This is a genomic window from Streptococcus sp. 23.2, from assembly GCF_016648665.1.
Classification (GTDB): domain Bacteria; phylum Bacillota; class Bacilli; order Lactobacillales; family Streptococcaceae; genus Streptococcus; species Streptococcus salivarius_E.
The window spans coordinates 17,326-35,737 of record NZ_JACLQJ010000011.1 but is presented as its reverse complement, the minus strand read 5'-3'; the positions used below and the strand labels follow the sequence as shown (position 1 = coordinate 35,737).

16 protein-coding genes are annotated in these 18,412 nt (G+C 39.6%); 13 read left to right on the top strand and 3 right to left on the bottom strand.

What is annotated here, in order from left to right; all coding sequences use genetic code 11:
- Position 1 precedes the first annotated feature (1 nt).
- The 12 genes from H7T98_RS06885 (at position 2) to metG (ending at position 12,473) form a co-directional block, all read left to right on the top strand.
- Positions 2-679: a response regulator transcription factor gene (locus H7T98_RS06885; RefSeq protein ID WP_110981066.1), complete on the top strand. Its 678-nt coding sequence runs from the start codon at positions 2-4 to the stop codon at positions 677-679.
- A gap of 13 nt (positions 680-692) precedes the next feature.
- The gene (locus H7T98_RS06880; RefSeq protein ID WP_110981065.1) at positions 693-1,916 is read left to right on the top strand and encodes a sensor histidine kinase; all 1,224 of its coding nucleotides are present in this window, start codon (positions 693-695) and stop codon (positions 1,914-1,916) included.
- A 235-nt stretch (positions 1,917-2,151) separates the two neighbouring features.
- Positions 2,152-2,889, top strand: a complete 738-nt coding sequence (gene pyrH, locus H7T98_RS06875) for a UMP kinase (protein WP_002885551.1) — start codon at positions 2,152-2,154, stop codon at positions 2,887-2,889.
- 14 nt (positions 2,890-2,903) lie between these two features.
- The gene (frr, locus tag H7T98_RS06870; RefSeq protein ID WP_002885567.1) at positions 2,904-3,461 is read left to right on the top strand and encodes a ribosome recycling factor; all 558 of its coding nucleotides are present in this window, start codon (positions 2,904-2,906) and stop codon (positions 3,459-3,461) included.
- 89 nt (positions 3,462-3,550) lie between these two features.
- Entirely contained in the window at positions 3,551-4,408 is an 858-nt protein-coding gene (gene cvfB / locus H7T98_RS06865; RefSeq protein WP_021144622.1) for an RNA-binding virulence regulatory protein CvfB, read from the top strand.
- Positions 4,409-4,416: 8 nt separating this feature from the next.
- Complete coding sequence (locus tag H7T98_RS06860; protein WP_002885591.1) at positions 4,417-4,632, top strand: YozE family protein; 216 nt, start codon at positions 4,417-4,419, stop codon at positions 4,630-4,632.
- Positions 4,633-4,871: 239 nt separating this feature from the next.
- Positions 4,872-6,140, top strand: coding sequence for a LysM peptidoglycan-binding domain-containing protein (locus H7T98_RS06855; protein WP_021144621.1), 1,269 nt, complete (start codon positions 4,872-4,874; stop codon positions 6,138-6,140).
- A 79-nt stretch (positions 6,141-6,219) separates the two neighbouring features.
- Positions 6,220-7,284: a PhoH family protein gene (locus tag H7T98_RS06850; protein WP_021144620.1), complete on the top strand. Its 1,065-nt coding sequence runs from the start codon at positions 6,220-6,222 to the stop codon at positions 7,282-7,284.
- Between the two features lie 125 nt (positions 7,285-7,409).
- Positions 7,410-8,108: a hypothetical protein gene (locus H7T98_RS06845; protein ID WP_022496241.1), complete on the top strand. Its 699-nt coding sequence runs from the start codon at positions 7,410-7,412 to the stop codon at positions 8,106-8,108.
- A 152-nt stretch (positions 8,109-8,260) separates the two neighbouring features.
- Positions 8,261-9,352: a hypothetical protein gene (locus H7T98_RS06840; protein ID WP_195918136.1), complete on the top strand. Its 1,092-nt coding sequence runs from the start codon at positions 8,261-8,263 to the stop codon at positions 9,350-9,352.
- Between the two features lie 129 nt (positions 9,353-9,481).
- Positions 9,482-10,360: a hypothetical protein gene (locus tag H7T98_RS06835; RefSeq protein WP_201061565.1), complete on the top strand. Its 879-nt coding sequence runs from the start codon at positions 9,482-9,484 to the stop codon at positions 10,358-10,360.
- Positions 10,361-10,469: 109 nt separating this feature from the next.
- Positions 10,470-12,473, top strand: a complete 2,004-nt coding sequence (gene metG, locus H7T98_RS06830; RefSeq protein WP_195918138.1) for a methionine--tRNA ligase — start codon at positions 10,470-10,472, stop codon at positions 12,471-12,473.
- 202 nt (positions 12,474-12,675) lie between these two features.
- On the opposite strand, the gene H7T98_RS06825 is transcribed toward metG, so the two are convergent.
- The 3 genes from H7T98_RS06825 to H7T98_RS06815 form a co-directional block, all read right to left on the bottom strand.
- Complete coding sequence (locus H7T98_RS06825; protein WP_201061562.1) at positions 12,676-13,521, bottom strand: aldo/keto reductase; 846 nt, start codon at positions 13,519-13,521, stop codon at positions 12,676-12,678.
- Positions 13,522-13,531: 10 nt separating this feature from the next.
- Complete coding sequence (locus H7T98_RS06820; RefSeq protein ID WP_002885507.1) at positions 13,532-14,428, bottom strand: LysR family transcriptional regulator; 897 nt, start codon at positions 14,426-14,428, stop codon at positions 13,532-13,534.
- A gap of 238 nt (positions 14,429-14,666) precedes the next feature.
- Positions 14,667-15,407 carry a CPBP family intramembrane glutamic endopeptidase gene (locus H7T98_RS06815; RefSeq protein WP_201061560.1) on the bottom strand — a complete coding sequence of 247 codons (741 nt, stop codon included), beginning with the start codon at positions 15,405-15,407 and terminating at the stop codon, positions 14,667-14,669.
- A 411-nt stretch (positions 15,408-15,818) separates the two neighbouring features.
- Here H7T98_RS06815 and H7T98_RS06810 point away from each other — a divergent pair, with 411 nt between their 5' ends.
- Complete coding sequence (locus tag H7T98_RS06810) at positions 15,819-17,756, top strand: GbpC/Spa domain-containing protein (protein WP_201061559.1); 1,938 nt, start codon at positions 15,819-15,821, stop codon at positions 17,754-17,756.
- Positions 17,757-18,412 lie beyond the last annotated feature (656 nt).

Genomic DNA, 18,412 nt, shown 5'->3' with positions numbered 1-18,412 from the left:
AATGGCTTTGAAAATTCTACTAGCTGAGGATGAAGAGGCTCTTTCTCGAGTTTATAAGGCAGCCCTAGAGCATCAAGGTTATGAGGTAGATCAAGCATTTAATGGGCAAGAGGCTGTTGATTTAGCTGCACAGAATGCCTATCAAGTAATGATTATGGATATTATGATGCCTATCAAAACAGGTATTGAGGCCCTGGAAGAGATTCGCTCCTCTGGGAACAGGACGCATGTCATTATGTTGACAGCTATGGCTGAAATTGATGATCGCGTGACCGGGCTTGATGCTGGGGCAGACGATTACTTGACCAAGCCTATTTCCCTTAAGGAGCTTTTGGCACGTCTGCGCTCATTAGAGCGTCGTGTGAGTGAGAGCTTCACTGCCAAAATTTTGACACTTGGTTCTGTACGTTTGGATCAGGAGGAACAGGAGTTGGTAGCTGGTAACGCCATTAGACTTTCGAGCAGAGAGACCAAGTTAATGGCTCACTTCATGCTCAATCCTGCCAAGAAATTAACGACTGAGCACCTTTTTAAGACCATCTGGGATGATGAGGAAGATGTGGACGAATCGATTGTCTGGGTCTATATTTCCTATTTGCGTCAGAAATTGCAAGCCATCCAGGCTGATATCAGCATTCTTGGTGAAAAGGGTGGTGACTTTTGCCTTTTTGCCAATTAGAGAGGAGTAGTTCATGTTTAGACGTTTACGACTTCAATTTATTACGATTGCTTCCTTGGCTATTCTCTTTATCTTGGTTTTTACAGTGGGAATCATCAATACTGTGAGGTCCTTTCAAACAGAACAGGAAATTAGTAAGGTTCTCAACACGCTTACAGAAAATAATGGTAGTTTCGGAAAAACTAAAAAAATTGAGACCAATCAAGGGCATGAAATTCCATCGGATAGTTTTCGTTTTTTCAGTGTGACCTTATCTGGTGATAAAGTGGTCAGTCAGGATACCAGCCATACTTCTTTAATAGATGATGAAGAAGCTGTTAGCTATGCACTTGCAGCTAGCCGTATGACGAATACTCTTGGAACAATTAGAGATAAAAATATCAATCTGAGTTATCAGGTTAGCAAAGTCAGCAAAGATAAGATTCTGGTGGTCTTCCTGGACACGACCTCTTATTACAATTCTTCCCAAGCCCTGCTCAGTCTTTCTATCCTCTTATCACTGTTTGGGTTTATCTTTTTTGTCGTCATTGTCAGTGCCTTATCAGGAATCGTCATTCGTCCCTTCATTCGAAACTACGAAAAGCAACGACGTTTTATCACCAATGCTGGTCATGAATTGAAAACCCCATTAGCTATTATTTCTGCTAATACGGAGTTACAGGAACTCATGACAGGGGAGAATGAATGGACCAAGTCAACTAATGACCAGGTGGCACGTTTGACCAATCTAATCAATTCTCTTGTGGCTCTATCTCGTCTGGAAGAGCAGCCGGACATTGTTCTTCAAGATGTGGATTTTTCCTATATTACAGAGGATGCAGCCGAGGACTTTAAGGGACCTGTCGTCCGAGATGGCAAATCCTTCGTTATGGATATCGCCCCAGATATCCATGTAAAGGCTGAGGAGAAGTCTCTCTTTGAACTTGTAACTCTCCTTGTGGATAATGCTAACAAGTATTGTGATCCAGAAGGGACAGTTACGGTAAGACTTCGTCAGATTGGAAGAACGCGAAAACGGGCTCGTTTAGAAGTGTCAAACACCTATAAAGAAGGTAAGGCTGTTGACTATAGCAAGTTTTTTGAGCGTTTTTATCGTATTGAAGAATCCCATAATAACAAAGAACACAAAGGTTTTGGCATTGGCCTTTCCATGGCTCAAAGTATGGTCAAATTATTTAAGGGGCGTATCTTTGCCTCTTATAAAAATGACACCATCACCTTTACAGTTATCTTGTAAGGATATTTTTTAAATATTTGACTAGGTGAAAACCCTAATTTATGATAAAATAGTAAGGATGAAGATTTAGTGTTTCCTTTGCAAAAAAGAGAACATTTTCCTATCCTAATCATAAAAAGGAGTTGCTTGAATAAGCCCCTTAACCACCTTAAAAGGATGGTAATTGACGACTTAGGAAAGATGAATCTCAGCTAAGAATTAAATCATAAAACAAAATAGTTAATAGGGAGAAATCATGGCAGAACCAAAATACAAACGTGTCCTCATTAAGCTTTCAGGTGAAGCTCTAGCTGGTGAACGAGGTGTTGGGATTGATCTTCCAACTGTCCAAGCTATGGCTAAAGAAATTGCTGAGGTAGCGGATTCAGGTATTCAAATTGCTCTAGTTATCGGTGGTGGTAACCTTTGGCGTGGGGAACCTGCAGCTGAAGCAGGAATGGATCGTGTTCAAGCAGACTATACTGGTATGCTTGGAACAACTATGAATGCCCTTGTTATGGCAGATAGTTTGAAACAACTCGGTGTTGATACACGTGTTCAGACAGCGATTGATATGAAATCTGTGGCAGAGCCTTATATTCGTGGTCGTGCCCTTCGTCACCTTGAAAAAGGTCGTATTGTTATCTTTGCAGCAGGTATTGGTTCACCGTACTTCTCAACAGATACAACAGCGGCTCTTCGTGCAGCTGAGATTGAAGCTGATGCTATTCTTATGGCTAAAAACGGTGTTGATGGTGTCTACAATGACGACCCTCGTAAAAACGCTGATGCCGTTAAGTTTGACGAGTTGACACACGTGGAAGTTATTAAACGTGGTTTGAAAATCATGGATGCCACAGCTTCTACCCTTTCAATGGATAATGACATTGACCTTGTTGTCTTCAATATGAACGAACCAGGAAACATCAAACGTGTTATCTTTGGTGAACAAATTGGAACAACTGTATCTAACAAAGCAGAATCACACAAATAAGAAAGAGAGAATTTATGACAAACGCAATTATTGAAAAAGCAAAAGAACGTTTCGCCCACTCACATGAGTCATTGGCCCGTGAATTTGGATCTATCCGTGCAGGTCGTGCCAATGCATCACTTCTTGACCGTATCACTGTAGAATACTATGGTGCCCCAACACCACTTAACCAATTGGCTTCAATCACTGTTCCTGAAGCACGTGTCCTTTTGATTTCACCATTTGATAAAGGCTCAATCGCTGATATTGAACGTGCAATCAACGAATCTGATCTTGGTATTAACCCAGCTAACGATGGTTCTGTTGTGCGCTTGGTTATCCCAGCACTTACAGAAGAAACGCGTAAAGAGTTGGCTAAAGAAGTGAAAAAAGTCGGTGAAAATGCTAAAATCGCTATCCGTAACATCCGCCGTGATGCTATGGATGAAGCTAAGAAGCAAGAAAAAGACAAAGAAATCACAGAAGATCAATTGAAAGCTTTGGAAAAGGATATTCAAAAAGCAACTGATGATGCTGTTAAGAAGATTGACAGCATGACAGCAGAAAAGGAAAAAGAACTCCTTACTGTTTAATCAATAGAAAAATAAGGAGAGTGGGACAGAAGCAAAAGAGCATGGACTATGTTAGCTTCCTTGTCCGACTCTCTTTTTGAGGAAAAAAGATGAATACATTACTTGGAACAATTATTACTGCCCTAGTAACTGATGAAAATGACAAATTTTATTTTGTTCAAAAGGACGGTGTGACCTTTGCCTTGTCTAAAGAAGAAGGGGAACACGCCATTGGTGACATGGTGACAGGTTTCGCCTATACAGATAGCAAGCAAAAATCACGTCTGACTCAAAAGGAAATCAAAGCAACTCGTGATTCTTACGATTGGGGAGAGGTCACTGAAGTTCGTAAGGATTTGGGTGTCTTTGTAGATGTGGGAATTCCAGATAAGGAGATTGTTGTCTCTCTTGATGTTTTGCCGGAACTCAAAGAGCTTTGGCCTAAGAAAGGCGACAAGCTCTATATCAAACTTGATGTTGATAAAAAAGACCGTATTTGGGGGCTTCCTGCTGAACCTGAGGTCTTTCAACGTATGGCCGGTCCCGCTTACGATAATATGCAAAACCAAAAATGGCCAGCCATTGCCTACCGTCTCAAACTCTCAGGAACCTTTGTTTATCTACCAGAGAATAACATGCTTGGTTTCATCCATCCATCAGAACGTTATGCAGAGCCACGCTTAGGTCAGGTCCTTGAAGCGCGTGTGATTGGGTTCAGAGAAGTTGACCGTACCCTCAATCTTTCACTTAAACCACGTTCTTTTGAAATGCTTGAAAATGATGCTCAGATGATTTTGACTTATTTAGAGAGCAATGGTGGCTTCATGACGCTTAATGACAAGTCATCACCAGCAGATATCAAGGCAACCTTCGGTATTTCTAAGGGACAATTTAAGAAAGCTTTAGGTGGTCTGATGAAGGCTAAAAAAATCAAACAAGACCAGTTTGGAACAGAATTAATCGGTTAGGAGAAGGCATGAGAAAATCCTTTTATACTTGGCTGATGGCCCAGCGTAATCCAAAGTCCAATGAACCAGTAGCAATCTTGGCTGACTTGGCTTTTGAAGATTCAACCTTCCCGAAGCATACTGATGACTTCGAAGAAGTCAGTCGTTACTTGGAAGATCAAGCTAGCTTTTCCTTTAATCTGGGGCAGTTTGACCAGATTTGGGAAGATTATCTGGCTCATTAATAGCGACTAAGTCTACGATAAGCATAATGACTTTTAGCATTTTCTTTAAAAAGTAATTACCATTTGAATTGGTATGAATTGTTACAATTTTTTACAAATATCTCAGCTGTTTTTCAATAAATTAGGCTTGTTACAACTAGTTAGTAATTGCTTTAAAGTGCAGTAAATCACCCCTTTTTTGACAAAAAGTGTGGTATTATTGTAGGTGTTAAAATTGTTAAAAAAGGAATGAATTATACATGTTATCAAAATCTAAAACAACAAAGGCACTTCTTTACTCGACCGCAGCACTTTCACTTTTTGCTGCAAGTCACGTACATGCCGATGAAACTTCAAACTGGGCAGCACGTTCAGTAGATCAAATCAAAGCAGATATCGCTGTAAGTGATAACCAACAAACTTATACAGTTCAATACGGTGATACTTTGGGAAGTATCGCTGAAGCAATGGGTATCGATGTGAATGTTTTGGCTAACATCAATCAAATCACAAACATTGATTTGATTTACCCTGGAACAGTCTTGACAGCAACTTACAATGCTGATAATCAAGCTGTCTCTGTTAAAGTTGAAGCTCCAGCTTCAGAAACATCAACTACACCTGTAGTTGCAGAAGCTAATTTGACAACTAACGAAGTGACTGTCAATGGTCAATCTGTAGTTGCAGCGGACTTGACAGCTCCAGTTGAAACAGTAAGCACAACAGCTACTCAAGCACCTGCTACAGAAGAATCAACTCAAGCTGTTTCAGAAGTAACAGAAGCTATCGCATCAGCATCAGAAGCACCAGCATACGCAGAAACTGAACAACCAGTTGCTGATGCTATTGATCATGTCACTGCGTCAGCAGAAGCTACACCTGAAGCAGAAACTACTCCAGCTGCTGAAACACCAGCACAGCCTGAAGTAAAAGAAGAAGCTCCAGCGGCAGAGCAACCAGCAGCAACATCAGAAGCGTCTTCAGAAGCACCAGCGACTTCTGAAGCGCCAGCAGAGCAACCAGCAGCAACATCAGAAGCTGTTTCAGAGGCACCAGCTGCTTCAGAAGCGCCAGCAGAACAACCAGCGGTAGAACCAGCAGCAACATCAGAAGTGGCATCAGAAGCACCAGTAGCTTCAGAGGCACCAGCAGCACAACCTGCATCAACGAATACACTTCCAACGGATCCACACCTTCAACCACAAGCTGAAGCTTTCCGTCAAGATGTAGCGGCACAATTTGGTCTTACTGATATCGGTGGTTACCGTGAAGGTGATCCACAAGACCATGGTAAAGGACTTGCCGTTGACGTTATGGTACCAGTTGGTTCAGAGGTTGGTAATCAAGTCGCTCAATATGCTGTAGACAATATCTCAAATGCAGGTATCTCATATGTCATCTACAGACAACAATTCTACGCACCAGTAGATAATATCTACGGACCAGCTAACACATGGAACCAAATGCCAGACCGTGGTAGCGTTACTGAAAACCACTATGACCACGTTCACGTGTCATTTAATGAATAAGTCAGAATAATAAAAAGTCACGCCTGGCGTGATTTTTTTGATATAATGGAGAAAAATACGAAAGAAAGAGGAACTCTATTTGCAAGAGTATTCTGTTGAAATTACCCTAAATCACCCAGATGATGTCTTGTCACTTTTTGGGACCAATGAGCGCCATCTAAAACTTATCGAGGAAAACCTAAATGTTATTATTCATGCTCGAACAGAGCGTGTGCAAATCCTTGGTGATGACGAGGAAAGTGTTGAATTGGCCCGTTTGACCATTCAAGCCCTCCTTGTTTTGGTGGAGCGTGGAATGCTAGTCAACACTTCAGATGTTGTCGCAGCCTTAACCATGGCTCAAGATGGTTCGATTGATAAGTTTGTTGCTTTATATGAAGAAGAGATTATCAAGGACAACAGTGGTAAGCCTATCCGAGTGAAGACTTTAGGACAAAAGGTCTATGTTGATAGTATCAAAAATCATGATGTGGTCTTTGGGATTGGTCCAGCTGGTACAGGGAAGACCTTTTTAGCGGTTACCCTTGCGGTTACAGCCCTTAAACGTGGTCAAGTTAAACGTATAGTTCTGACACGTCCAGCAGTTGAGGCAGGAGAGAGTCTTGGTTTCTTGCCTGGTGATCTCAAGGAAAAGGTGGATCCTTACCTTCGTCCTGTTTATGATGCCCTTTATCAAATTCTTGGTAAGGAGCAAACGACCCGCCTTATGGAACGTGAAATTATTGAGATTGCCCCCCTCGCTTATATGCGTGGTCGTACCCTAGAGGATGCCTTTGTTATCCTTGATGAGGCACAAAATACAACCATCATGCAAATGAAGATGTTCTTGACTCGTCTTGGTTTTAATTCTAAGATGATTGTCAATGGGGACATGAGTCAGATTGACTTGCCACGTCGTGTTAAATCAGGCCTTGTCGATGCCATGGAGAAATTGAAAGGAATCAAGGCTATTGATTTTGTTCACTTCTCTGCTAGCGATGTCGTACGTCACCCAGTTGTAGCTGATATCATTAATGCCTATGAAAAAGATGCACCTAAGCTTGACTTTGAGGGAAAATCAGAGGAAGCAAACAAGGTTGAAGAAGAAGTAGCGTCAGGATTGACTGAATACCCAGTTATTGGTGCTGAGGATCTTAAAAAATAAATAGCTAAAAAGAGGTTTGAGAATATGTGTTCTCAACCTCTTTTCCTTTGTAGTCATGTTATCAGCTTTTCCCCTATTTTTGGTAAAATAGTATTGAAGAATGGGGCAATAAGGAGGGAAAAAGTATGACTAGGGCAAAAAAATGGAAGATTGCTATCATTGTATTACTTGGACTTGTTGCGACAGTCTTGATAGCCATAGGAGAGGGAAGATTTTGGAAGTATCAAGAGAACTATATTCCAGACGGCACTTATCAGATGATAAAATACGAGGATAAATCGGCATATTCCAATGAATTGATAAATTGGACTGAGCGAGGAGAGAATAATGATAGCTTATATGAGGATTTTATAGTTGTTGAGAATATGAAATCTCAATTTTATTATGTTTTTGTGGGGGATGGGGAACCTTTTGTCTCACCATTTGAGCATGATGAAAAGCTCCCACAGACTTTTGACCCACGTACAGGGACTTTGAAACAGGATCTAACAGTCTCTGAATATGAAGCTCTAGTGATTTCTCATATAGATAAGATTTCTAAAAAGGGAGAGGAGTATTCAAGAGTAAAAGAAGTATCTGTTCAAAGGTGTGTAGACGATTATAAAAAAATGTTGAAGCAAAAAAGAACTTATGAAAAGCGCCCTAATGGTCTCGTTCTGACTGTTTATGCTAATGATGGACATATTGAGTCGCGTAGAACTTTTAAACGATTGAGCTCAGAGGAAGCCAAAGGGGTCAAAAGTGGTTATGATAGGGATTATGAGCATGCCTTGAAGTATTATAATTATTCAAGGCATGATGGGGATTATCTCATCTGGCGTTGAACCACTTACCGAGCAAGCAGCTCTTTTCTATCGAGAATCATAGCCTAATGATTTATTAAAAAACCTTACAGTCTTTATGATAATTGTCAAATACTATTTCACCATTTATTTTGGTACAATAGAACGGTAGACCAATAAAAAAGGAGATTATTATGAACCAGCAAGAGTGGATTGAGTACTTTGAATTAGTCAACGGTCGCAAACCAACTCCCGCAGAGTTAGCTCAAGCTCAAGCAGCAGGCGAGTTTATCCTTGAACGACCTAACCCTAACGTCTTTGGCTCAAATGGACAAGCGACGGAGCAAAGACCAATTAAGCCAGCTGAACCTGTGATAACGATGACACAGCAGCCACAGTTTGCCCAAACAACAGCAACCTTCCAACAAGTCGTACCTACTAAAAAAGGTATGTCTAAGAAAACTAAGATTATTTTGGCATCAGTCTTTGGTTCCTTGGCAGCGATTTTACTTATCGTTGGAGGCTACTCACTATGGCGTTACCAATCAGGTAAGATTGCAGATGGAACATATGAGGTAGTTTCTTTCTCTCGTTATGATGAAGACAAAGATAAAATGGTTGACGGCATAGATGAATACAAGAACGAGGATTTGGAGTTTCAGTCTTTTGTAGTTGTAAAGAATAATCAATCTAGAACCTACAATTTAGTAGAGAGTGACAATAAATCATATGTTAGTTTGATGGACTATGAGATAGATGTTCCTCAGGTATTTGATCCGTGGAATAAAACACAAAGTCAAGTTTTAAATGCGGATCAAGTCGAAGATGTCACAAAAGACTTCATGAAAAAGATGAGAAAAGACTATTCCTTCTATACCAAAGAGGCAGCTGACAAAGTCGTTAAAAAAACAACAAGAGAATATAAAGATACCTTGAAGGAAAAACGTACTTATGTCAAGCATGGTGATGAATACACTCTGACTACTTATGATAAAAAAGGGAAGCTTCAGTCACGTATTACTTATAAACGTATGAGTAAGGGAGACGCTGAGGAGCGCTGGGATGACTATAAGGATGCCATCAAAGATTATAAGAAAGATTTGAAGACTTATAGTGATCAGTATGATGACTTCAAGGATTACTATGATTATGGTTATGGCTACGATTACGGCTATGGCTATGGTAATGACTATGGTGATACCTATGGCGGATATAATGATGGTAAGAATAGTGGATCAAAATCAGATTCAAGCGATAGTAGTAAAAAATCTAGTGATAAAATTTAATCAGCCAATGATGTAAATGAGTAAAGTGGTACAAGAAGGAGAGCCAAAACTCCATCTTGGTACCGCTTTATTTTTATGAAAATAGTCAAATAGCTTTGGAGTATTTTTTCTGGTAGAATGGAAGTATCAATGAAAAAGGGGATTTTTATGAACGAAAAAGAGTGGTTAGATTATTTCGAAACAATCAATAATCGTAAGCCGACAGAGGAAGAAATCCAACAAGCAAAAGCTAATGGGGAATTTATTTCTCAAGAGGCTAAGGACGAGGGTGTTAATCCACAGCAAGCTCAGTTGAGTGACCAAGTGACACAAGCCGTTTCACAAGTTGCTCCTGCTAAGACAGGCTTGTCTAAGAAAGCTAAAATTATTATTGCTTCTGTAGTGGGGGCGATTGTCCTAGTGGCACTTTCATTTGGTGGCTATGCATTTATGCACCTGCAAAGCGGTAAAATACCTGAAGGAACCTATCTACTTGAAACTTATCGCTTTTACCATAAAGATAAGAAGAAAATGGTTGATGGTATGGAATCTTTCAAGGAAAGTGGCCTAGAGGCTCATGATTTTGTTAAAGTCAAAGGTAACAATGTTAAATTTTATTTTTATACCTTAGCTGGCGGGAACAATCTGGTTGACTTTACAGACTATGATACTGACGAAGCATACCGTCCAGATGCTTGGTCTAGAACGCTTAAACCAAACATGTCACTATCTGAATATTCGAAAGTCATTGACCAGGCAGTAGATAATCAATACAAAATAAGTGAATATCGAACTCAGGCTGATAACGATGAAAGTAAAAAGATTTACGTTAAATCCTACAAAGAATCTCTTGAAGAAACCGTTCGATACAAGGTTAAGGGTAATAAATTGATTGTCACTACTTATAATAAGAAAGGCAAACTTACAGAAGAAAGAAGTTTCAAACGCCTATCAGAGGATGACGTGAAGAAATTAGATTATGACTATGAACGTGATGTTAGAGCTGATAAAAAGCGCTTCCAAAACTAGTGATGTTTAAAACCAGCCTAGCTGGTTTTTTTAGTGTCTAAAACGTGCTATAATAAGATGTTATATCATCAGTGTTAGCCCATTTGTTAACACATGAAAGGAAATTAAAATGACAAAAACATTCTACATCACAACACCTATCTACTACCCATCTGGTAAATTGCATATTGGTTCTGCCTATACGACCATTGCTTGTGACGTCTTAGCACGTTACAAACGTATGATGAACTATGATGTCTTCTACCTTACTGGGCTTGATGAACATGGCCAAAAGATTCAACAAAAGGCTGAAGAAGCAGGAATCACACCACAAGAGTATGTGGACGGTATGGCTGTTGGTGTTAAGGACCTCTGGCAACTTTTGGATATCTCATACGATAAATTCATCCGTACGACTGATGATTACCATGAAAAAGTTGTTGCTCAAGTTTTTGAGCGTCTCTTGGAACAAGGAGATATCTATCTTGGTGAATACTCAGGTTGGTACTCAGTTTCTGATGAAGAATTTTTCACTGAAAGTCAGTTGGCAGAAGTTTACCGTGATGAGCAAGGTAATGTCATTGGTGGGGTAGCTCCATCAGGACATGAAGTAGAGTTGGTTTCTGAAGAATCATATTTCTTTAAACTCAGCAACTACGCAGACCGTTTGACTGCCTTCTTTAAAGAACATCCAGAATTTATCCAACCTGATGGTCGTATGAATGAAATGCTTAAAAACTTCATCGAGCCAGGCTTGGAAGACTTGGCCGTGTCACGTACAACCTTTACTTGGGGAGTAAAAGTACCATCAGATCCAAAACATGTGGTTTATGTGTGGATTGATGCCCTTATCAACTATATCACTGCACTAGGTTATGGTCAGGATGAGCATGGTAACTTTGATTTATTCTGGCAAAATGATGAAAACCACGAAATCATCCACATGATTGGTAAGGATATCCTTCGTTTCCACTCAATCTACTGGCCAATCATCCTTATGGCTCTTGATTTGCCATTGCCTACACGTCTTGTTGCCCACGGTTGGTTCGTCATGAAAGACGGTAAGATGTCTAAGTCTAAAGGAAACGTAATCTATCCAGAAATGTTGGTAGAGCGTTTTGGTCTTGATCCACTCCGTTACTACCTCATGCGTAGTCTTCCAGTCGGTTCAGATGGTACCTTCACACCAGAGGACTATGTGGCTCGTATCAACTACGAATTGGCTAACGACCTTGGAAACCTCCTCAACCGTACAGTTGCCATGATTAACAAGTATTTCGGTGGTCAAGTGCCTGCCTATGTTGAGAACGTTACAGACTTTGATGCTGATTTGGCTAAGGTTGTGGCTGAGAATATCGAAGAATTCCACAAACAAATGAATGCTGTAGATTTCCCACGTGCCTTGGACGCTGTTTGGAATATCATTTCACGTACCAATAAGTATATCGATGAAACAGCTCCTTGGGTCCTTGCCAAAGAAGATGGTGACAAGGAACAATTGGCAGCGGTTATGGCTCACTTGGCGGCTAGCCTTCGTGTGGTAGCCCACCTCATCCAACCATTCATGATGACAACTTCAAATGCCATTATGGAACAACTTGGATTGCCAGTAGTATTTGACCTTGAAAATCTTGAACTTTCTGGCTTCCCAGAAAATGTGACAGTCGTTTCAAAAGGAACTCCAATCTTCCCACGTCTGGACATGGACGAAGAGATTGTCTACATCCAATCTCAAATGAACTCAGGCAAACCTCAAGAGAAGGAATGGAACCCAGAAGAGGTCGAACTTAAGTCTGAAAAAGACCAAATTAAATTTGACGACTTTGACAAGGTTGAAATCCGTGTCGCTGAAGTTAAAGAAGTAGAAAAAGTCGAAGGTTCAGACAAATTGCTTCGCTTCCGTCTTGATGCTGGTGACGGTGAAGATCGTCAAATCCTCTCAGGTATCGCTAAATTCTATCCAAACGAACAAGAATTGGTCGGTAAGAAACTTCAAGTCGTGGCTAATCTCAAACCACGTAAGATGATGAAGAAATATGTCAGCCAAGGTATGATTCTTTCCGCAGAACATGACGGCAAACTCACAGTCTTGACAGTAGATCCATCGGTTCCAAACGGAAGTGTGATTGGGTAAAATATCATAAAAAATAGTTTTTCAATTTTTTGAATTGGGAAACTGTTTTTTACTAATCTTCAGTTGTGAGTAAAGCGCTTGAAACAGATCTTTGTTGAGTGCTCGAAAGTTTTGCTTCCTTAAAATCGGAATGATCTACTCTTAAGGAAAGTCTTAAGAGGACCTAGTGTATAAGAAAACGAGTTCAGTCGAACTCGTTTTTTTATACACTATATTTCAATAAATGTTTAATGCGTTCCACACTTTCATCAGGTCCATAAGCATTTGGGTATCGGTCTAGTTTACTGATAGCGTCAAGGTCTACTTGGTCTAGGTGGAAGTCAAAGCTATTAAAGTTTTCCTTCATCCGTTCGATATGGGTACTCTTAGGAATGGTCAAGATGCCTTGTTGGGTTTGCCATCTGAGGATGACCTGGGCAACTGTCTTGCCATGTTTTTCAGCAATAGCAGTTAGAGTTGGGTCCTGAAAAATACTATCCTCTCCTCTATGAAAAGGAGCCCAGGCTTGCGTTAGGGTGCCAAATTCCTTATCAGCTTTCTGGATCAGTTTGTGTTGTTTATAGGGATGCAACTCGATTTGATTGACTGCTGGAATGACAGGTGTCTGCAAGGCAAAATCCGCCAAACGCCCTGTTGAGAAGTTAGAAACACCAATGGCTCTAATAAGTTCTTCATGCTTAAGCTCAATCATAGCACGCCAGGCACCATGTAAGTCGCCAAAAGGTTGATGAATCAAATATAAATCAAGATAGTCAGTATCTAGTTTGCGAAGTGTTTCTTTTAGGGCTAATTTGGTATCTTCGTAGCCTAGCTGGCTAATCCAGGCCTTACTAGTCAGGAAAATATCCTCGCGAGGGATACCAGGTGCCTTAATGGCACGTCCCACGGCTTCCTCATTTCGATAAAGGCTAGCAGTATCAATCAATCGATAGCCTACAGAAAGAGCATCTTCAACGGCTTTTTGACATTCTTTTTGATCGAAAATTTGCCAGACACCAAAACCAAGGACAGGTATTTTGATGCCATTATTAAGTGTTTGAAATTCCATTTTCTTCTCCTTAGTGGTGGGGTAGTAAGCTATCCTGAATTTCCTCGATAAATGCTTGAATAATTGCGGATTGTTTCTGTTTATTATTGGTCACAAAGCCCAAGGTGTGCTTTGGACTGTTCTTCAGTGGAAGTAAAACAATTTGGTCCTTAATGAAACTATTAACAATACCGAGACCAGAAGCGTAACTATCTGAGGCACAGAGCAAATTCATGACACTACCTCGGTCATTACTGTAAATCACTTGTTGGTCAGGCAGAACCTCGAGAGGATCTTCGTCAAAATGGATTCCAGAGCTTTCTTGACGAAAGCGGACCTGTGGGTATCCCTCTAAATCTTTGAGGTTGAGGGATTTTTTGTGAGCTAGAGGATGTTGGCGACCTAAGAAAATCTTAGTTTCAAACTCTCCAAGTGGGGTGAAAGTCAGATCCATGTGTTGAAAACTGCGTTCTAGGATATGGTCGTTGTCTTCATCTAGATAAATAATCCCCAGGTCACTTTCGAAGCTTTCAACGCTTTTGAGAATCTTCCTAGTCGTTGTTTCAATCAGTTGAAATTCTTGATAGTCACTACGAAAACGTTGGGCAATGTGAGCCATGGGAAGTGATAAGAAATCGTAGTGGTGACTGGCAACAGTGAATGATTTCTTGAATGATTTACGGTAGCGTCCCTCTAGGAGATCTAACTCTCCAAGAATACGTTTGGCGTATTTGAGAAAATCATGACCGTCATCAGTTAGTTTGGCTCCTGTATTGGAACGCTCAAAGAGTTGGACTCCAAGTTCTTCCTCTAAATCACGGATGGATGCTGAGAGATTAGGCTGAGTCAAAAAGAGTTTTTTGGCAGCCTTACTAAAAGACCCTGTTTCAGCGATAGTCTGAACATAGCGACATTGTTGAAAATTCATAAGCATTCCCTTTGAAAAATATGATTGTAGGTCATATTATAACAAAATGAGAAGTCTAAAATCAGCAAAATTCTGATAGGAATAGATGAAGACCTGATATGAAATTTCTATGATTAAGTCGTTTTAGAAATAATAATGGAAAGTGAGCTGAGCTCTAAGAAAATAGTTCTGATAAAAGAAAAACTGCATCCACAGGCTAGACACTAAAAATCTAACTTGTAGGATGCAGTTTTAAATATTAGTCATTAAGATATCTAATGGCTTTCAGTTTTTTAGGACGAATGAGGAAGAGCCCTATAGCAATCAGTGGTAACCAAACAATGAAATTCCAGACACTTGTAGCTGGAGCAGCCTGTGTTGATTGTGAGAGAAGTACACTAGCAAAATCAATCAAACAGTGCAGGACAATAGTCCACCACAGGCTACCAGTACGTAAGTAAATAGCCGCATAGAATATACCTATAGCTGTCGCATAATAAACCTGAAACAGAGTAGCATTCAAGGGTTGATGAGTGAGATTTACAAGATGAGCCAACCCAAAGGATAAGGCAGATAGGAGAACGACACCTAAAACCTGTTTTGAAGATTTAACACCATCTTGGAAGGCGATTTTAAGGAAGAGTCCGCGAGAAACATATTCCTCGAAAAAACCAGCCCCTAAGGCAATAGTCAAGGCAGTTCCTATCATGTGAGGTGCCTTAATGATACCAAAAGCACCCGCAGAAAGATAGAAGAAATCTGCTAAAAGAACCAACCAACATACACTTAAGGTTTCAGACCAACTGATCTTTTTAGTTGATTTTATTTTTAATCCTAGTCGCTTATGGACTAGGAAATAGTAGCCACACCCTAGGCCTAGTGTCTTTATGAGAAAGGCTATCTCCTCTGGCAGTGGCTTAAGAAGCAAACGAAGTACAAGGTTCGCTAAAATAATACTAATCCCAAGAAGGATCAGCAATCTCATTTCTTTTTTTGTCATTGAAAAGTCCCCCAACTTTCTTAACATTTTTTTCAAGCATACGACGAAAAACGCTTAAAGTCAAGGTCTTGAAGGTATTTTTTATGTGTTTTTAGTTATGAAGAGGCCAGTTATTGATGACCTGCTTCTAATAGGAAGCCTATTCTATCGTTGAAACAGTTTATTATGAGAAATAAATGAACAGTTATAAGAAAGTATTAAGTAAAAAACTCTGTAAAATCCTTACTAATTACTCTTTATTGTAAAGAAATGATTAAAATATAACAAAAGTGTGTCAAATTTTAAAAACATGTAGCAAATATATAATATTTTTTTCAGAAAACTATTGCCAAATTTTGAAAATCACGGTAGTATATTAAACGGTGAAGAAAATAGGTTAATAAAATGTTAACCAAGAAGGAGAAAGTGTAAATGAAAGTCAATCCATTTAAAACAACATTGTATTCAAGCGTATTGCTTGCAGGGCTCGCGGCTACAAGCGTAGCAGCTGCGGATGAAGCTAAAGATGTAACAACAACTACTGATACTGATGCAACCGTATCAAATACGGCTGCAGAATCAAGTGCTAACCTTGTTAAAACAACAGGTGATGCAGCAGTTGTTACTACAGTACCTGGAACAGAAGAAAAAACTACTACTGAAACAGATACTACTGTAAAAACAACAACTAAAGCTATTGCTGAAGTTTCAAATCCTGACTTCGATAATGCTGTTGAAGCTGCAACAACGACTGCAGCAGCATCAAAAGATTCTGCTGATGTTAAAGCTGTCCAAAATCAAGCAGCTAAAGATGCTCAAGAAGCTTCAAATACAGTTGTTTCTGAAAATAAATTGACTCGTGAAGAAGCTGATGCAGCTCTTACATCTGCTAAAGCAAATGTTGTTGCAACAGGGGGATTCACAGCTACAGAAGAAGCAGGTGTTAAACACACTAGCGTTGAAGCTGCTAACAATGACAATAAAGTTCAAACAACAGCTTTGACAACTGCGGTTTCAGAATATAAACAAAAACTTGCAGATTACAAGACACAATTGGATAAATACTACCAAGACGTTCTTGCTTATGCTGCTTGGGAAAAAGCTTATAAAGAATACACTGGTGGAACAACTGCTCGTCTTTTGACAAAAGGATTGGCTGAAAATGCTACTGGCTTGATCTATAAAACAGAATCTGATGCTACTATGACTGTTGAAAACTCAGCAGGTTCTGTTGACTACTTGGATAAAACAATCCAATCAGGTCACTCAGTAGATGAAATCCTTGAACAATTCAACACATCTCGTTACATTCCAAGTGACTTCAGCGCAGCTAACGGTACACAGTACACTATCAATGCTGACGGTGAATACACTGAAGATGTATGGTTGAAGATGGCTACAGGTCAAACATTGACTGTAACATACAACAACCTAAACGGAACATCATTCAATGGTACTCCAGTTAAGAAAATCGTTGCAACTTACACTTTGGTAGAAACACCAAGTGCAGATGGTTCAGCCATTGTTAAGTTGTACCACGATCCAACTAAGACACTTTTCATTGGTTCACAAACTGACGACACTAACAAAAAACTTCACGTTAAGATGAACTTGAACTTCTTTGATTCTGAGTCATCAGTGACACCACTTGATTTGTCTAAGAACGGATCAGTTTTGAGTATCTCATCACTTAACCACTGGAACACTGAACTTGGAAACCACATTGAAAAAGTTGGTTTGAATGGTAATGAATACGTTCAAATTCCTGGTTCATCTATCATTTTGCATGAAGATGGTTATGCTTATGCAACAAACGATAACGAATTTGTGGCTAACGGTTCACGCTTTAACAGTGACCCAACAGTGGATCCAACAACTGGTGAAGTTACAGATGAAGGTTGGGATGCGATTAACCCAGACGGAACACCTCGTACGAAGAATGCCTACTATGGTGCTGCTGCAACAATCTTCAAGGGTGAACCAATGGACTTCATCGTAAGCGGAAATAACCTTAACGTTCCAACTGCTTACTGGTTCGCAACTAACTCAACAGTAGTTGTTCCTGAATTGCCAGAAGAACCAAACAAACCAGTTCTTCCAAACACTGTTTCAGCAAAAGTTACTTACCACAAAAACTTTGTATCTGTTGAAGAAACAACTGAGAAACCAAAACCTCAAGTACCAACAACTCCAACAGAACCTACACCAGGTAAACCTGTAACACCAACATCAGTACCTGTAAAAGAAGAAGCTCCAGCTCTTCCATCTACTGGTGAAAAATCAACAGCAGCTTCTGCAGCAGCAGGTGCAGCTATGGTGACATCAGCTTTGGCCTTGTTCGGTATTTCAACTTACAAACGTAAACACTAAGATAATACATAAAAAAGCTAGGAAAATTTCCTAGTTTTTTTAGTTTGGAAAAATCAAGTTAACCAGAAACAATAAAGATGAAATTTTCTGACATTTCCTAAAATTACTTGATTTAGACTGAAAAAAGAAAAAATGATATACATTTTCTAATTTTTTCAAAATCGCAAGAAAAGCCTATATTATAAGCTTTTCTCTATAGTTAACTATGTGTAAAATGAGGGTGTAAATATTATTTTCAAAAAATATGAAATAAATTAATTGACAAAAAATTATAATACAGTATAATAGATTGTGTTAGGAAGAGTTTGTTTTTTTGGCAGGGTGACTCCCTAGTCAAAAAGGACTAGCTTAGAATCTGGAATTCTAAGTTATCAAATTCCAATGTTTCATTGTGATGATTTAAAAAAGAGAAGATTTAAACAGCAAAAAATTAGATTAATCGATTTAAAACATCAGCATCATCGTAGCGGGAGCTAGCGGTATTTTTAATCCGTGTAGAGCAAACGACAGATTCAAAAACAGCAGAATTGGTAGAGACTAATCGTCAAAAGCGAAGAGGGAAAGAAAATAAAGCAGTAACTGCTAATATACCTATCAGAAGGTGGACTAAACCTAATGACTGATAGGTGGTATGTTTTGAGAGTGGCGTTTTTAGC

Coding starts and splice junctions, on each gene's coding strand:
- H7T98_RS06825 (WP_201061562.1), bottom strand. CDS start 13,521: ATGGAATTTCAAACACTTAATAATGGCATCAAAATACCTGTCCTTGGT.
- H7T98_RS06835 (WP_201061565.1), top strand. CDS start 9,482: ATGAAAAAGGGGATTTTTATGAACGAAAAAGAGTGGTTAGATTATTTC.
- H7T98_RS06820 (WP_002885507.1), bottom strand. CDS start 14,428: ATGAATTTTCAACAATGTCGCTATGTTCAGACTATCGCTGAAACAGGG.
- H7T98_RS06885 (WP_110981066.1), top strand. CDS start 2: ATGGCTTTGAAAATTCTACTAGCTGAGGATGAAGAGGCTCTTTCTCGA.
- H7T98_RS06860 (WP_002885591.1), top strand. CDS start 4,417: ATGAGAAAATCCTTTTATACTTGGCTGATGGCCCAGCGTAATCCAAAG.
- pyrH (WP_002885551.1), top strand. CDS start 2,152: ATGGCAGAACCAAAATACAAACGTGTCCTCATTAAGCTTTCAGGTGAA.
- H7T98_RS06840 (WP_195918136.1), top strand. CDS start 8,261: ATGAACCAGCAAGAGTGGATTGAGTACTTTGAATTAGTCAACGGTCGC.
- H7T98_RS06855 (WP_021144621.1), top strand. CDS start 4,872: ATGTTATCAAAATCTAAAACAACAAAGGCACTTCTTTACTCGACCGCA.
- metG (WP_195918138.1), top strand. CDS start 10,470: ATGACAAAAACATTCTACATCACAACACCTATCTACTACCCATCTGGT.
- H7T98_RS06845 (WP_022496241.1), top strand. CDS start 7,410: ATGACTAGGGCAAAAAAATGGAAGATTGCTATCATTGTATTACTTGGA.
- H7T98_RS06880 (WP_110981065.1), top strand. CDS start 693: ATGTTTAGACGTTTACGACTTCAATTTATTACGATTGCTTCCTTGGCT.
- H7T98_RS06815 (WP_201061560.1), bottom strand. CDS start 15,407: ATGACAAAAAAAGAAATGAGATTGCTGATCCTTCTTGGGATTAGTATT.
- frr (WP_002885567.1), top strand. CDS start 2,904: ATGACAAACGCAATTATTGAAAAAGCAAAAGAACGTTTCGCCCACTCA.
- H7T98_RS06810 (WP_201061559.1), top strand. CDS start 15,819: ATGAAAGTCAATCCATTTAAAACAACATTGTATTCAAGCGTATTGCTT.
- cvfB (WP_021144622.1), top strand. CDS start 3,551: ATGAATACATTACTTGGAACAATTATTACTGCCCTAGTAACTGATGAA.